This window comes from Sphingopyxis sp. YF1, from assembly GCF_022701295.1.
In the GTDB taxonomy this organism is placed as follows: Bacteria; Pseudomonadota; Alphaproteobacteria; order Sphingomonadales; family Sphingomonadaceae; genus Sphingopyxis.
This window is the reverse complement of record NZ_CP033204.1, coordinates 2,800,169-2,814,977: the sequence shown is the minus strand read 5'-3', so window position 1 is coordinate 2,814,977 and position 14,809 is coordinate 2,800,169. Positions and strand designations below refer to the sequence as shown.

At 66.4% G+C, this 14,809-nt stretch carries 20 protein-coding genes; 1 reads left to right on the top strand and 19 read right to left on the bottom strand.

What is annotated here, in order from left to right:
* Positions 1-159: 159 nt before the first annotated feature.
* From EAO27_RS13680 to EAO27_RS13645, 8 genes are read right to left on the bottom strand one after another with little or no spacing between them, the layout of a single operon-like run.
* On the bottom strand, positions 160-1,800 hold the full coding sequence (locus tag EAO27_RS13680) for a phage minor head protein (protein ID WP_242780590.1): 1,641 nt from the start codon (positions 1,798-1,800) through the stop codon (positions 160-162).
* Complete coding sequence (locus EAO27_RS13675; protein WP_242770683.1) at positions 1,800-2,297, bottom strand: hypothetical protein; 498 nt, start codon at positions 2,295-2,297, stop codon at positions 1,800-1,802. Before EAO27_RS13675 ends, EAO27_RS13680 begins: the two co-directional genes overlap by 1 nt.
* Positions 2,297-3,970, bottom strand: a complete 1,674-nt coding sequence (locus EAO27_RS13670; protein WP_242770681.1) for a DUF935 domain-containing protein — start codon at positions 3,968-3,970, stop codon at positions 2,297-2,299. Before EAO27_RS13670 ends, EAO27_RS13675 begins: the two co-directional genes overlap by 1 nt.
* Positions 3,970-5,508, bottom strand: coding sequence for a terminase family protein (locus EAO27_RS13665; RefSeq protein WP_242770679.1), 1,539 nt, complete (start codon positions 5,506-5,508; stop codon positions 3,970-3,972). The genes EAO27_RS13670 and EAO27_RS13665 overlap by 1 nt, the downstream gene beginning before the upstream one ends.
* Positions 5,505-6,092 carry a phage protein Gp27 family protein gene (locus EAO27_RS13660; RefSeq protein WP_242770677.1) on the bottom strand — a complete coding sequence of 196 codons (588 nt, stop codon included), beginning with the start codon at positions 6,090-6,092 and terminating at the stop codon, positions 5,505-5,507. The genes EAO27_RS13665 and EAO27_RS13660 overlap by 4 nt, the downstream gene beginning before the upstream one ends.
* Before the next feature lies 1 nt (position 6,093).
* A complete protein-coding gene (locus EAO27_RS13655; RefSeq protein WP_242770675.1) occupies positions 6,094-6,396 on the bottom strand; it encodes an ArsR family transcriptional regulator in 303 nt (100 codons plus the stop codon).
* Positions 6,393-6,695, bottom strand: a complete 303-nt coding sequence (locus tag EAO27_RS13650; RefSeq protein ID WP_242770673.1) for a hypothetical protein — start codon at positions 6,693-6,695, stop codon at positions 6,393-6,395. The genes EAO27_RS13655 and EAO27_RS13650 overlap by 4 nt, the downstream gene beginning before the upstream one ends.
* A complete protein-coding gene (locus tag EAO27_RS13645; protein WP_242770671.1) occupies positions 6,692-7,165 on the bottom strand; it encodes a hypothetical protein in 474 nt (157 codons plus the stop codon). The genes EAO27_RS13650 and EAO27_RS13645 overlap by 4 nt, the downstream gene beginning before the upstream one ends.
* Positions 7,166-7,167: 2 nt before the next feature.
* On the opposite strand from EAO27_RS13645, the gene EAO27_RS13640 reads away from it, so the two are divergent.
* Positions 7,168-7,752: an SGNH/GDSL hydrolase family protein gene (locus EAO27_RS13640; RefSeq protein WP_242770669.1), complete on the top strand. Its 585-nt coding sequence runs from the start codon at positions 7,168-7,170 to the stop codon at positions 7,750-7,752.
* 2 nt (positions 7,753-7,754) lie between these two features.
* Here the strand turns inward: EAO27_RS13640 and EAO27_RS13635 are convergent, their stop codons facing one another.
* Genes EAO27_RS13635 through EAO27_RS13585 form a run of 11 tightly spaced genes read right to left on the bottom strand, consistent with a single transcriptional unit; the run spans position 7,755 to position 14,750 of the window.
* The gene (locus EAO27_RS13635; RefSeq protein ID WP_242770668.1) at positions 7,755-8,324 is read right to left on the bottom strand and encodes a hypothetical protein; all 570 of its coding nucleotides are present in this window, start codon (positions 8,322-8,324) and stop codon (positions 7,755-7,757) included.
* A gap of 10 nt (positions 8,325-8,334) precedes the next feature.
* Complete coding sequence (locus EAO27_RS13630; RefSeq protein ID WP_242770666.1) at positions 8,335-10,587, bottom strand: hypothetical protein; 2,253 nt, start codon at positions 10,585-10,587, stop codon at positions 8,335-8,337.
* Positions 10,580-10,780, bottom strand: coding sequence for a hypothetical protein (locus EAO27_RS13625; RefSeq protein ID WP_242770664.1), 201 nt, complete (start codon positions 10,778-10,780; stop codon positions 10,580-10,582). The genes EAO27_RS13630 and EAO27_RS13625 overlap by 8 nt, the downstream gene beginning before the upstream one ends.
* A 22-nt stretch (positions 10,781-10,802) precedes the next feature.
* A complete protein-coding gene (locus tag EAO27_RS13620; RefSeq protein WP_242770662.1) occupies positions 10,803-11,351 on the bottom strand; it encodes a hypothetical protein in 549 nt (182 codons plus the stop codon).
* On the bottom strand, positions 11,351-12,016 hold the full coding sequence (locus EAO27_RS13615; RefSeq protein ID WP_242770660.1) for an N-acetylmuramidase: 666 nt from the start codon (positions 12,014-12,016) through the stop codon (positions 11,351-11,353). The genes EAO27_RS13620 and EAO27_RS13615 overlap by 1 nt, the downstream gene beginning before the upstream one ends.
* Before the next feature lie 47 nt (positions 12,017-12,063).
* Positions 12,064-12,447 (bottom strand): hypothetical protein, encoded by a 384-nt coding sequence (locus tag EAO27_RS13610; protein WP_242770658.1) that lies wholly within the window; start codon positions 12,445-12,447, stop codon positions 12,064-12,066.
* A gap of 4 nt (positions 12,448-12,451) precedes the next feature.
* Positions 12,452-12,643 (bottom strand): hypothetical protein, encoded by a 192-nt coding sequence (locus EAO27_RS13605; protein ID WP_242770657.1) that lies wholly within the window; start codon positions 12,641-12,643, stop codon positions 12,452-12,454.
* 1 nt (position 12,644) lies between these two features.
* Positions 12,645-13,385: a regulatory protein GemA gene (locus EAO27_RS13600; RefSeq protein WP_242770656.1), complete on the bottom strand. Its 741-nt coding sequence runs from the start codon at positions 13,383-13,385 to the stop codon at positions 12,645-12,647.
* Positions 13,382-13,642, bottom strand: a complete 261-nt coding sequence (locus EAO27_RS13595) for a hypothetical protein (protein ID WP_242770655.1) — start codon at positions 13,640-13,642, stop codon at positions 13,382-13,384. Before EAO27_RS13595 ends, EAO27_RS13600 begins: the two co-directional genes overlap by 4 nt.
* Complete coding sequence (locus EAO27_RS13590; RefSeq protein ID WP_242770654.1) at positions 13,639-13,794, bottom strand: hypothetical protein; 156 nt, start codon at positions 13,792-13,794, stop codon at positions 13,639-13,641. Before EAO27_RS13590 ends, EAO27_RS13595 begins: the two co-directional genes overlap by 4 nt.
* The gene (locus EAO27_RS13585) at positions 13,791-14,750 is read right to left on the bottom strand and encodes an AAA family ATPase (protein WP_242770653.1); all 960 of its coding nucleotides are present in this window, start codon (positions 14,748-14,750) and stop codon (positions 13,791-13,793) included. The genes EAO27_RS13590 and EAO27_RS13585 overlap by 4 nt, the downstream gene beginning before the upstream one ends.
* Between the last annotated feature and the right edge of the window lie 59 nt (positions 14,751-14,809).

Genomic DNA, 14,809 nt, shown 5'->3' with positions numbered 1-14,809 from the left:
GCGCCGGTCGATGAGCTTGCTATGGAGGGGTCAAAGGCGCGGGGTCAGATGACAAAAGTCACAGCGAAGAAGCGCGCCGCCGAGCGTTCATTGCACGGTAACGCGATTCGGGCTATATGAAACGGGTCGCGACCGTCTCGGACGTGCTGCCTGGGGACGCTAGTCGTCATCAAGCCCGCGACTTTTCCACACCGGATAGAGCGAGATCAGCGCGACGTTGCGCTTGCTCTGCTCGAATATCGCGCCGCGCTTGCCGGCGATCGCCTCGAACCGCTGCGCGCCGCCGCGGCCGGGCTTCGCCGGCAGGAACTTCGTCGCCGCATTGAGGTGCGATTGCGCGTTCACGATATCGCGGCCGGTGACGCCCTCGGCCCCGTGCACCTTCAATATGTGCTTGGCATAGCGATGTTCCAGCCGGACGCCCTTGCCGCGAATGTCGATCCCCGCGTCGGCCGCGCGATCGGCCGCGCCGTCGCCGACCTTGCCGAGCAGCGCGGTCTTGAAGAACGGGACGCCGGGGGAACCGAGCGACACCAGCGCGGCGCCGCGGCCGGTGGACCGGAACCGCCCGCCGTCGCGGCTCCCCTTCGGGTGGCGCGGCTGCGACGGGTCATAGGCGGCGACGCCCAGCTCGGGCGACCACGCGAGCGCGCCCCGGCGCATCGCCGCCGCGCGCGCCGCCGGTACCCGTTTCGCACGCCACCAGCGCGCCACGTCGACGACCATCACCGCACCGTCCTGATCGGGTGCGCCGAAATAGCGCCGGACGAGCTGGGGCGAGACATCCTTCGACACGATCCACAGCCAGCGGATTTCGGCGGGCGCCATGATCGCGGCCGCTACATCGTCCAGCTCGGCCGCGTCGAGGCCGGCGGGTAGCGCCCCCGCACCATCGTCGCCGCGAAACCAGCTCGCCGCGATCGCGATCGGCCAGTTGCCGGCGTCGACATAGGTTCGCCCGCCGATCCGCTCGTCGCGGGTCCGCATGCCGAAGGCCGCGAGGAAGCCGCTCACCGCCGCCTCATCGCTCCCTGAGAGCGCGCTCATCGCCGCAATGCCGTCGCCATTCATCGGGCCAGGGGTCAGGCCGTCGTGACGGGCCTTACCGACATGATAGGCCCAGCCGGCGCCGAGGCCCTGTTCGATCATGTGGATCTCGCCGGTGCGCTTGTTGACCCACTGCCGTTTCGGGAACACGCGCGGCTGGGTGATCTTCAGCCCGCGCCGCGCGGCCTGGCCGCGCGAAACCGGCTTGGGCAGGCAGCGGCATTCCCAGTCGTTCGGCGGGTAATGCTCGTCCCACCAGTCATCGTCGACCGGCAGCACCGTCCCGTGCCAGATATGGTGCTGCTCGCGCTCGCGCCCATCCATCGGATTGACATATTCGAGCAGCGGGAAGGCGCGCTTGTTGCGCTGGATGCGTTCCCAGCGCCCGGCGGCATAGCTGGTGCGCATGTTGGTGCTGAAGATCGTCTTCAGCCGGCGCGGGCTGCCGAGCTGCACCGTCTCGATTTCGCCGGTCGCGGGATCGATCGCGCGCCGCTTGCCCCACCAACCGAGCTTTTCGAGCAGCGGGCGCAGGTCCTTCCGGAACTGGTCGAGCGTTTGCCCTTCGGCGATCGCGCGGTCGACGGCCTCGCGGATCGTCTCCAGCACGTCGCGCGTCATCGCCTTCGCGACGGTGAAGCCGCGCCCATGCTCCTGGTGCCAGACATCCTGCCACGAAAAGCCAAAGACAAAGCCCTTGGCGCGGAACCAGGCGAGCGCCTCGACGGGCGTCAGTCCGAACGGAATTTCCATCACGCACCGATCAGGCCGCGACCGGCATCGTCGCCGATCGCGGCACCGGCGCCCGCGGCGATCAATTCGGTCAGCTGCCAGTCGATGCCGCGAAAGCGGACGAAGCCGCCGAGATTGCGGCGATAGCCGGGGATGGCGCCGATGCGCAGATGATGCCCCGCCTGCGACAGGCAGGCGTCGATCGTCGCCTGCGGATCGCGGCTGTACCAGGCGCGGCGCACGATCGTGCCGTCCGCGTCCCGCCGTTCATGGAACACCGTCGCGATCGTCGCGCCGATCGCGTCGACCTGAAGCCGCGCGCGGTCCGCTTGCCCCAGCTCGGCGCCGGGCTCGACGAGCAGGCCGATCGGCGCGCCCGCGGCGTCATGGTCGAACCGCGGCACGTCGATCGCCGCGGTGACGATCGCGCCCGCCGCGTCGCGATACGGCGCGGCGGTCGGTCGGCCGAAGTCGAACCATGCGGCGAAATGCTGCCGACCGATATCGCCGTCCGCCATCACCCGGCCTCGCGCTCGTCGCGCTGCTGGTCGGCATCGCCCGCCAGCCGCGACGCGAACCCGGCCATCGCAAGCATGCCGGCCAGTTCGCTTTCATCCATGCGGCCGATCAGTCCGGTCAGCCCGTCGCGGACCTGTTCGAGCGACGTCGAGGTGGCGACAAGCTGCTCGATCGGCGACAGGATCGGTTCGACCAGCTCGACCCAGTCGTCGAGGAACGCGTCGGCGGATTCATCGATCGGATCACGATAGTCGCCGTTGGGGTCGGCGCTCGCGACCCCGACACGCCCCACAGGCCGTTTAAGAGGGGCTAAGAGGGCAGGAGTCGACCTCGGGCGCTGGGGCAGTCCGGGCAAGGTGCCTGAGGGCGCTCCTGCGGGCAAATTTTCGGGGGTCGGGCTGGAGGCGACCTTCAGCACATCGTCATCGTCTTCCGGTTCGGGCAAACCGGCCTTCTCGCGCATGGCGCGCGCGCCAACCTTGACGCCCAGCGGGACCAGCGCCGCGGCGGCTTCGGTCAGGGCCTTCACGTCGACCGCGTCGGGCTCGCCGATCGTGATACGCGGATATTCATCCTGAGGGCCGAAGTTGAACATGATCATCGGCACAACCAGGTCGTGATTGATCGTTGCGGCCACCATCATCGCGTCGGCGTCGCGGATGTCGTGCCGCACGCCGTCGTGAACCTCGGCCTGACCCGATCCCATGCCGCCCGCCTTGGCGTCCGTGGTGTTGGTCTGGCCGAGTACCGCCTTGCTCAGCTCGTCGTTGACGAACTCGGCCTTGGCGCGCCACAGGTCGCCAGGCGCGCTTCCGGTGCTGGCCTCTTGGAACATGATCTCCATCGACTTGGGGAAGACAGCCGCGGCATCGCTCCCCAGGTCGGAGACCGCTCGCATCAGGATGTCGATGTTTTCCTCGGTCTCGCCATTGTCATAACGGCCCATGCGCATCGGCATGCCATAGGTTTCGAGGAAGCTGACCCAGTCTTTGATCGCGAAATTCTTGAACATCCATCCCCAGGCGGCGATGCGCGCGACGCCTCCGCGGATCGGCGGACCTGACTTGGCCGAATGGATGTGGACGATGAACTTGCCCGCCGCCAGCGGCTCGGGCTCGCCGGCAGTGCGCAGCTTCAGCGTTTCGCCGTTTATGCGGTCGAACTCGAACCAGCGCGGATCGCGGCGCTTCAGCTCGTGCGGCAACCATTTCCCCGGCTTGGTCTGCCAGATCATTTCGGTGGCGCTGTAGCCCTTGCCGATCGCGTCGAGGATGTCGAAGATTTCGGCCTGGAGGGTGTCACGCTTCAGCCATTTGCGGATGAAGTCGGCATGTTCCTTGTGATGCGGCGCGTCGCTCGCGGCCTCGACCTCGATCGGCAGCTGCGCGACGGCGCGCTTGCGGGTGCCGAGAACGGAAAGATAGTGCATATCTTTCTCCTCCATCTCTTCGGCGAGTTCGAGGTAGGCGGTCGCATCGCCATTTTCGGCGGCACGCAGGATGTTCGCCAGGCGATGCGGTGTCAGGCCGGCGGCAGGATGCCCCGACAGGATCGATCGCACCGACGCCATGCGCGGAGCCGCGATCTCGCGCGGCAGCTGCTCGCGCTGCATCAACTGGCCGTTCGGCCAGACGAGCGGAATGCGCGGGGCGGGTGCGGTCGGGTCGGTCATCAATAAGCTCCTCGGCCGAAGCGGCTGCCCCGGCTGTGTCGATCGGGTCGGTCGTCGTCGCGATCGCGGCCCGCCAGTCGGCCAGCTGAAGGCGACACCGCGCGATATTGGTAGAGCGATGGCGGAAGGTCGGCCGCGCGACTGGCGAGCGCATAGGCCCAGAAGCGATCGGCGTGGACCTCATCGTCCGCATTGACGATGCGGATGCCCCCGGACAGCTCGGACCCGATCTTCTTGATCGCCATCAGGTCGGCGCGCGTGAACGGGTCATACCGAATGCGGATGCGATGTTCCTGGACGCGCTTGTGCAGGCTCAGCGCCAGGTCCACGCGTGACGGACCGGTGAGCAGCTCGCCATGAACGCGGTTGCCGTGCAGCCGCACAAGGTCTTCAACGACCTTTTCGCCCATGCCGGTCTGGTCGACCCATGCCGAGCCGATGCGCCGCGTCTTGAACAGCTGGTTGAAGAACGCGTCCTGGTGCGCGAAACTTTGCCCGACCTCCTCATAGGTGTCGCGCTGCCACAAGACGTCGCCGACCAGCTCCATGCAATATTGGACCTGACCGTCGCGGCGCCGCGCGACGTCGCGGCCGATGTAGCAGATGCCGCCCTGGTAAAGTTCGGGCAGGCCGCAATCGGCATGCTCGCAAGCGGCGATATCGGTGATGTTGAGCAGCGAACCCGAGCCGATTTTCGGGTTGCAGTCGAGTTCCTCGTCGGCGTCGTCGCCATAGGCTGCATAGATGCCCGCGACCCATTGTTCCTTGGGCGGGAGTTCGACGCCTTTGGTCTTCGACACCATGGCGACGCGCTCATAGAGCCCGGCATCGAGCGCATCGCGAAAGGTGATTTTCATCGTCTGGCCGGCACGCTTGCCGGTGTTGATGTCCTGGATCAGCAGGTTGAACGGGTTCGAAATGCCGTCATGGGTGGAAATGACGACGACCTGACCGCCCCAGATGAGCAGCGCCATCGCGGCCTTGATGACTTCGCCGACATTCTTGTGGAACGCCGCTTCGTCGATGATGACAATGCCTTGCTTACCGCGCAGCGCGCGCGGTACCGATGGCAGGGCCGTGATGCGGAAGCCCGATGCAAAGCGGATCGAGAAGGCCTTCACGCCCTTCTCATCGGCTTCGAGAACTTCTTCCTCCTCGATGTCGCCGGCGACCAGGCCGAAGGCACGCGCCCACATAGCGCAGACCTCGATAAATTCGAGGGTCATGTCCTTGTCGTAGCCCATGTACCAGATGTTCTGGCCGCCCGCTTCGGGCGCCGCCGCAGCTTTGAGCGCAGCGAATGCGGCCATTCCCCACGTCAGACCGATGCGCCGCGATTTCTCGATGACGAGCAGCGCGGTGCCGGCGAAGAGCGAGTCGATCGGCTTTTGCTGATAGCCGAGCAACAGGTCGCCGCGCGGCAGGCGGAAGATGGCATTCTCGGCCGCGGCGCGGTCGCCCTGGATTTCGCGGAAACGGGTTGATTCCGCCCGCGCCGCCTGGACACGCTTGAAATCCTCCTCGGGCGATAACCTCACTCGCCGCTCCCCAGCACGGCAAAGCGGATCGATTCGACGGTTTCCTTCGACAGGCCCTTGGCGCGGGCCGCACGGGTCGCGCTCTCGGCCGCCTCCGCCTTCGCCTTGTCGGCCGCGCGCTTTTCGGCGCGCTCGATCAGGTCGAGGTCGGTCTTGCGGGTCAGCGCGATCGAGCGCAACGCGTCGGCGAACGCCTTCGCATCCTTCGCGCCGAGCTGGACGCCTTCGCCGCCCTCTTCGTTCGCCGCGAGCATCAGCTTGAACATGTTCGACTGGAGCAGCTGGACGTTGACGTCGAGCATGCGCGACTGATCGGCGTCGCCGACCTCGCGCGCCAGCGCGGTCGCCATCGCCTGCGCCTCGCGCATCTCGGCCGCGACGTCCTGGAGCGTGCGGACGTGCCGCCCCAGCGCCGACCGGCTGACCGACTGTCCCATGTCCTTCAGACGCTGCAAAATCTCGTCGATCGTCCAGCCATGATCCATGCGCAACTTGCCGATCAGCTCGCGGACCTCCTGGTCGAGCTTGTCGATCGACGACGGCGTATGGCGCGCGGGTTTCGCGCGGACGGGACGGCGCGCCATGTCAGGCGCTCGGCGACGGGCGCTGGACGCCGGCGACGATCGAGCGGCCCGCGGCGACGTCGGCACCGCGTTCGGTGATCGTCGCCACGGTCAGCGTCGCCGTCGGCCGCAGCAGCGTGACCAGCCGCTGCTCTTCCAGCCAGGCGATGTTCGTGCGCATCTGGTCGCGGGTGCAGACGAGGCCCATCGCGTTGACGGCGTCGGTCAGCACGCTGTCGTTCGTCGAATAGCCCGGCGCCTCGGCGAGCAGCCGCAGAACGGTCAGGCGCACATGCTGAAAATGGAAATCGCCGTAGTTCATCATTCGCCCTTCAGCGCTTTTTCGATCAGGAAGGATTCGATGCGGGTCACCGCGAGAAAGGTGCGCGCGTTGAGTTCATGTTCGGCGGCGATGTTCGCATCGACGCGCGCAAGCGCGGCCTTCAGCGCCGCGACATCCTCTGTCGTCGCCTTCCCCTGGAGTTCCTGTTCGACCCGGCTGATCCGGCGCGCGATGCGCCCGGTGCCCTCGGGGTTCTGCTGCCCGGCGCGCCAGGCGATGAAGACGCCGGCGAGGATGAAGGCGATGATCGCCAGCTGGTAAAAATCGGAAAGCGTTTTCATGCCTGTTCCTCGTCGGCGGCCAAATGGTCGGGTGTCGGGGCGGGTGTCGGAGATTTCGGTCGCAGGCCGGGGAGCGGCAGTGCGGCGATCGCGCGCTTGATGTATGCCGCGATCTCTTCGCCCAGCAGCTCGATCAGCGTGTAGCCGCTGAAGCCGAGCCCGATCGACACGACAAAGGCGAAAAGCATGCCGGGCCGGCTGTCGACCACCCACAACAGCGCCGCGACCAGCATGATCAGCGACACCAGGACATTCTTCGCCAGGCTGAGCGGTGGGTTACGCTTCGGCGCGAGCGGACGCGCGGCGAGCACGCCGATCGCGGCGAGCGCCAGCGTGACGACCGGCCATTCGAACCCGCCCGCGGCGATGACGACGTCGGCCGGCGACGCCTTGCTCGCCGAGCTGGCGAACAGCAGCGACGGCGTCCAGGCGGCATAGAAGCCGGCGAGAGTATCGGTTGGCTGGGTCATCGATGTCCCGAATTGACGAAAGCAAAATGCCGTGGCAGCAGCGCCGCATGAGAGCGGTGATACTGTTTTTTGTAGGCGTTTTTCTTGGCGGAGCAGTGGCGGGCGCGGCCGGCTACGTGCGCTGGAACAAACCGCACGACCCCTACGCTAAGTGGCGCTTTGCGCATGAAAAGCGGGCGGAAGATTTTCCGACCGGCGGTGCCCTCCTTATCGGCGACAGTATCGTTCACCGACTCTACATTCCCGAACTGTGCGGCAAACCGGTATTCAACGCCGGGATGGCCGGCGCGAGAGCCGATCAGATCGCACCGCTTTCCGCAGTGCTCATTGATAAGCTCAGGCCGAGCATCATTGTCGTTTCCGCCGGGGCGAATGACCGGGAACAAGGCGATGCCTGGCACCGGGACCTTGAAAAGATAGCCCCGCGCGGGGCTATCGTTATCGATGCGCCCACATCGCTCGCCGTCCGCAATGGCTGGGCGGTCATTCCTGCGTTGCCCGCGATTCTGCGCACCGACGACGTTCATGCGAACGCGGCCGGGCGTTCCGAACTCAAGAAGAGGATCGCTGATACGGCCTGCTCTTGATGTCATCTATCGGGCTCCTCTTCGCCGAGCAGCCAGTTCATCGCAGCACGATTGAGCGTCCCGTCTGGGCGAAGCGCAAAGCGCGCCATGAAGTCGCTGCCATGAGTTTGGGGCGGATGACGGAAGGAACAGTCGGCGAGCGGCCACTTTTCGACGGCTAGCCCCGCCAGAAGCACGTGCGCCGAACTGCCGTCGTCGCCGATCAGAACGCCCGCCTTGCCGTCGCAAAGGACGATGTCGCCGCATACGCCGACATCGAAGGGGTCACCGACCAGCGCCGGGTCGAATAGCTTGTTCAACTTCAATCGCCGCGCGCCGTCGGACAGTTCGGGCCGGGGCCGTTCGAAATGGATCATCGGGTCGTAATCTGCGACCAGCGCGATATCGCTCACCGCGATCCGCCCGCCGGCAATCTGCTCGGGCGCGACGATCACGAACAGCTTGCCCGCGTCGACACAGACTTCGCGCAGCCAGTCGGCGGCAGGAAGCGTGTCCAGAAAGAGCGCGCTGTTGAGCATTCGCGGGGGCGGGAACATCCCCTCCAGCAGCCACTGATATTGCGGATCGAGCATCGTTGCTTCCCTAAAAAACGGGTGTTGTGCGCACATTGCGCTTGGCGCGGACATTTGCGTGGATCAGCCCGCCGAGCTTGTCCTGACCGGCAAAGCTGGGGTGCACCCGATCGCCATTCGCGCTGTTCAGATGGACGACGTTGCCGTCGATCCGGTCGACCGAAGCGAGATGCGCAGCCTTGAAGGCGGTGCCGGCGTCGCGTTCGTTCGCCAGGGCGGCGGCACGGTTCACGCCAGCCGGACTGTTCGGGTAATCGGGATCGCCGCCCAAGACGCCGTCGGCGAAGCCGTCGCCGTCGCCATCGGGCTGATGCGGATCGACGATCGTCATCTGAGGGTCGGCGATGCCGACGAAGGTGATGATGAATTGGCGATCGTCTTCCAGCCATTGCAGCGGGGTGGCGACGTCGGGAACCGCGCCCGTCCCGATGAACGCGGTGTTGAGGCCCCAGCTCTTGACCCAATGGACGACGGTGTACCCGACGCCGAGCTTGCGGCTGCGCTGCTCTTCGCGGTGAACATTGCGATTGAGCAGCGAGCCAACCATTCCCGCCGAGACAAGGTTCTTGACATTGCGCGACAGCGCAGCGGTGACATTCGTGGTGCCACCGAGCGCGTTGACATAGTTGGTCGAGGTCGTTTGCGCGGCTTCGGAACCGCCCGGGCAATCCTGTGTCGATCCTTGCGAAACGAACACCAGGTCATAGAAGCGCCCGTCGTCGGGCGCTTCGTTCGCGGCACGAACGAAGCCATAGGCCCAGCCCGATTTCGGTGCGATCGATTTGACGTTCGGCGCCGCCTGGTTGTCGTAGGGCGGCCGCATCGTCAGCCGGTCCATCGACACGCCCGTGGTGCCCGAACTGTTGCTGTTTCGCGCGACGACGCGGACATTGTTCGCGCGCTGATTCTGCTGAGCGACCGTCATGTCAGGGTAATAGACTGCCTGGTTCCCCGTCACTGCGGGTGCCCAGCTCACGCGATAGGTTCCGCGCTTGCCCATCGCCCCGTCGGGCTCGTTGCTGGTCAGCTGCGCGACGACATATTGGTTGAGGTCGGCGTTGGCGCTCGCCTTCAGCGCGTGACCGGCCTCCAGCGCGCGAGGCGCGTTGCCGTTGAAGCCGATCACCGTCATCACGTCGCCGGCGAAACTGGCCGTCGCCGCTGCGAACAGCGTCGACGTGTCGGTGCTTTCACCGAAGGCGAACACGGGGATCGCTTCGCGCGGGCAATCCTCGACCCGCAGCCACTTCCGGTGCTCGGCGAGCTCCGGTCGCAGATATTGCGCCGCCTGGCTGATTTCCGCTTCGGTGGGTTCGGTCGCGGCATAAAGCGAGCAGATATGCCGAATCCACGACGCCTTGCCCGCCAGGGCCGAACTGGCCGCGGCGAGCACCGGCTGTCCTGTCGGGTTGTCGGCGGCAACGGCCGCGACGCCCACGACGCCGCCGCCTTCCCATTCATAGCCGCCGGTGCCGCCCAAATCGCCGCGCCGAAATATCTGATGCGGACCCCAACCCTGCACCCCATAGACCTTGGTCCAAGTGGCGAGGCCGCCGACCTGACCCTTGCCGGCTGCCTTTCCCGTAGAGGTTGCGAAATAATATCCGGTGCCGCCGCCCTCTTCGACCTCGAAGATATGAAGCTGCGCCTTGTGTCCCTGCGCGGGGAGCTTCGCCCCCTGGTTGGCAAGGATCAGCCAGCCATCGCCGTCGAACGACAGGCCGTTCGGAAAGGCGGTGGCGATGTCGACATGCTTGTTGCCGATGAAGTCGCGAATGACGGTACCGCGCGGACGGCGCCACCAATATCCCGCTGTCCAGACCGCGGGCAAGAAGGTCGCGGGCAACATGTGCTGCAACCCCGCCGCGGCGCCCACCGCATCGTCGCGCGCATCCTGCGCATCACCGACCAGCCCTTGCACTTCGGCAGCGGCCTCCGACGACAGCTTTTCGAACTGTTCCCAACTGCCGGCGCCCGGCGCGCCGATCTTGCGCCACCAGCCATTTTTCGCCGGGGTGGGATCGGCATAGACGAAACCACAGGAAAACGCGGGCCACGCAAGATCGCCCTGGAGCCCTGCTGGGGCGGCCTCGGTTTCATAGGCGGTATCGACCTGGAGCAATTTTCCGAACAGCCGCCGGGCTTCGACCGACTGCATCGACCCGCCTGGCTCCTGACACCCGATCAGCGCCTTCGGCGATACCGCCGTCGCGCGCGCCATTTGCTCCAGCGTGCGCGTTTCAAAGGGAACGGTATCAGCCATTGGGGCAGGCAGTCCTTGCGTCGATCAGGCGCGCTTCGAGCAACAGCTCGCGCGCGAAGCGGGCGGCGATCCAGGCGAGCGTCGGCGGGTCGGCGTCGATCGCGGCGCCCGCGGGCATCGCGGGCGACGGCGGCAGCGCCTGGCTCAGCTCGGGCGGACAGACGGGTTTCGTCTCGACCCGGCGCTCGATCACCGGGTCGGGCGCGGCGCCCGGCTCAGGCTGCGCGGGAGAGTTTGCGCAGGCAGGCAGCATCGCAATGCTTGCGAGTGCCGCTGCCATCGCCAGCGCTCGGCGCGGATTTGATCGCGTCATCGGCGGCGTCCTTTCTTTTTGCCTGGTCGCGACCGCGCGCCTCGGCGCGGTCGGCGATCTTTCCCTGGTCGGCGATCAGCCGGTCGACCTCGCCCTCGGCCGCGCGCTGTCCATCCTCGGCGGCGGTGCGCGCCGCAACCTCGGCCTTGACCGCGGTCGAACAGGCCGAGTGGATCGCGAAGCGCGTTGCATCGCGGTTGCGGGCGACCAGCGCGACGTCGCATTGCTTCGCCTGGCGCGCGGCGGTGATCACCGCCTTGACCGGCTCGGCGCAGCGATCGGCGGGCGCGCTGGCTTTCTCGGCCGCGAGCGAGCAACTGGCGACGTCGCCGCGCAGCTGCTTGAGATCGCGTTTCGCGGCGAGCCCGGTCCACGCGCCGATGATCAACGCGGCGAGCAGCAGCGCGCCCGTCGCCGCGCCGAACAGCCGAAATCCCGACAAGACCTTCATCAATCCCTCCCCAGTTCGTCGGCGCGCGCCAGCCAGCCATTCAGGAATCGCTTCTGCGAAGGATTGGCGGCGGCGATCGCGCGGTAGCGAAGCCGCACTTCGGTGCGGTACGCGTCGATCAGCGCCGGCATGCCGAGCGCCGGCCATTTCAGCACCCAGTCCAGCGCCTTCATCGTGAGCGGGCCGAGATTGCGGTCGGCGCTGAGCGCCTCGGGCTTGGCGCTGGCGACTGCGCGGGCAAGGCAGCGGTTGAGCGCGAGCTGGAGCAGCCGGCGCGCATTGCCCAGCCCGGCGTTGACGCCCTGGTCGAACAGCATCTCGCCGATCGGTCGCGGCAGGTTATCGGCGCCCAGGCGCTGCCAGAAACAGCGGTGGTAGAGGAACTTCGCGTCGCCGCGCGTCAGCTTGCGGACATCGTCGCGATCGATGTCGCCGTCGCCGTCGAGGTCGAAGTCGAGCCGCCCATCTTCGTCGAGGTCGATCGCGCCTTCATGGACCAGCGTGCGCAGCGACCAGCCGTATTTCGTGGCGCCGCCGCGATCGACCGGATCGTCGACGAACCCGCCTTCGATTTTCAGCAGCTTGTCGACAGCGCGCGCAAAGCGCGGCGTCCAGCTTTCGACGACGATGTCGTCCGTTTCGGTGGTGTTGGTGTCGCTCCCCATGACCGCTGCAATGGCGCGTCGGGCGCCGCGCGGTCAGATGACATTCGTCACAAGTCGGCGAAGAGGTCCAGCTGGCCGTCATCCTCTTGGGATTCGGCCAGGATGCGGATGACATGCCGCTGGCTGTAGTCGGTGGCAAGCGCGATCTCGGCGAGCGTCAGTTTCGGCTCCTGCGCCGCGAGTTCGATGACGCGCCGCTTGCGGTGCCAGGCCTTGGGAAGCTGGAGCTGCTCGCCGGTGAAATGTTCGCAAAGCAATTTCGCGGCAGCGGCGCCGATCGCGAGCGTGATCGGATGATTCGTGCCGACGCTGGCGGGCACATAAAGGCACGTGCCTCCCAGCCGATCGCACAGCTTGGCGGCGTCGCCGCTGCCGATCACGGCAGCGACCTGGTCAAAGATCGCGGAATCGAGGATTCGCGATTGCTTCATGGGATCAGAAGATAACCGCCAGCGCGGCGATCGCCGCGATGGCGAAGCCGACTCCGCCGGCAAAGGTCAGCGCGCGCTGGCGCGCCGCCTCGCGGCGAAGCCGCTGCGCGCGGGTTTCGAACAGCGGCAACGTACGGAACTCCAGCGGTTCGCGATCGGTGCGCAGCTTGTCGCGGTGCAGGCGATAATCTTGCATGTCAGGCCTCCGGGTTGTGCATGGGCGCGCGGTCGCGCAGGACGTCGCCGAGCAGCTGCGACACGCGCGTCTGCAACTCGATCGACAGGGTCAGGTCGATTTCACGGACTTCCTCGCCGGTCAGGCGGAACAACGCCTCGGGCACGCGCCAGTCCGGGTGCGCGACGCCGGCGTCGACCAGCTTTTTCAGGATCGCGCGGTTGAGCCGGTATTTGCTCCCGATCAGCTTCGCGTGGCTGCCCTCGCCGACGTCCCAGCCATGGCGCTTCGCCATCGCTTTGAGCGCCTCGATCAGCCGGTACGACATCGACTGGTCGGACCAGCGCCAATTCTCGACCTGCATCTGGCGCTTCGCAAACGCCTCCAGCGCGGCGTCCGACCGGTTGCGCACCGCCCCGAGCTGGTAGAGCGAAATCCACAGCGCGCGCGCCTTCTTCGCCGCGGGGAAGTCGGCCGCGGGCGCCTTGCGACCCGGCACCTTCGCGACCGTCTTGAATCCGCGCTGCGCGAAATGCTGGACGATGCGCTCCAGCTGATCGTCTGTCGCGTTGCGCGCGCTGGCGAGCGCGAGGTCTTCATCGCTCGCCTGTTCGATCGGCGTCGCCGAGCAGTGCGTGAAGATGATCGCGCGATAATCATCGTCCGACAGGCCGAGTTGCTTCTTCGCGATATGGACCTTGGCGAGCAGCCCCCGGCGACGCTGGTCGCCGGGAGTGACGAAGGCACGGGCCGCGACGCTCACCGGATTTCTCCCGCCAGCCAAAGCACGCCGATCAGCACCAGCGTGAAGGCCGCGACGAGCGCCAGCTCGACATACCAGGGACGCGGCGAACGCATGTCCCGATCGTCGCCCAACCACGCCCGCACCAGCGCATATTCGAAGGACGCCGCCTCGATCTCCTCGCGGGTACCGAGCGCTTCGAGCGCGCCGATCACCGCCGCCTTTTCGGCCAGCCACCGTTTGGCGTGCGCGCGGTCGCGGAACATGGGGATGCTCATTCGATCGCTCCCGTCATCACGCCCGCGACCATCACGCCCAGCGCGCCAAAGATGACGATCCACGCAAAGGCATAGAGCTTGAGCGCGACGACCGAAGGCCGGTCGCGCCCCTGCCGCGTCAGCGCGGCCGCGATGTCCGACATGCGGGTCACGCCGCGATCTGCCGGGTCGAGAGCTGCGCCCAACAATCGCGGACGTGACCGGCGTTGACCGTCTGGCCCTCGCTCGCCGCGATCATGTGCGCCAGCTCAAGCGTCATCGTCGCGCCGCGCAGCGCGCCCGGCTTCTGGCAGATTTCGCGCACTGCGGTGATGATCTTCGCGTCGCCGATGTTCCACGCATCGCAAAGCGCGTCGGCGTCGCCTTGCAGAGGCTGGGCGCGGACCATGCGCATGCCGACCCGACTGAACAGCTGCGCGAAATTCGCCTTGCGGGTGCCGCCTTCGAGCCGCGATAGCACCGAAATATTGCCGACGAGCGCGATGCCGACGCCGGTCTCATCGTGCAGGCTGCGCAGCTCTTCGAGCGATTTTTCCGACAGATGTTGAGCTTCGTCGATGACGATCAGCCCGCCACTGTTACGAACCTTGTCGATGATCAGCTGACTGAGCTTGTTCGGCGGTCCGGTGATGTCGCGCTCGCCCAGCGCGGCGAGCACCGCGAGCAGCATGTTCATGACACCCGACGACGACGGGCGGATCGTCGCTTTCCAGACGTTCGACACGCTGGCGCGATAATGGTCGATCGCCTTGGTCTTGCCCATGCCGGCGCCGGTAGCGATCACGACAATGCGACCGCGCTGACCATAGGTCAGGATTTGGATGACTTCGCTAGCGGTCGGCCCCGCGAAGAAGGTCGGCAGCTCGGGCGCCGTCACGGCAAACGCCTTCTGGCTGAGCAGCTGCTGCTGATAACGATAGACCTGTTCGGCAACGCCCTTCTCGTCGCCGGCATAGCCCTTGGCGCTGGCGAACTGGCTGAGCGTCCCGGCGGCGCGACCGATGCGCTTTTCCAAGTCCGACCAGCTCATGCCGGTGGCCGCCTTATGATCGATCAGCCAAGCGCGCTGGTCTTCGATATCGACGGGCTGATTTTCGGGATTGTTCATGCTACGCTTTCCTTTGTCTTTCACGGGACATTGCCGGCGGCGGAGGCTCCTAACCCTCC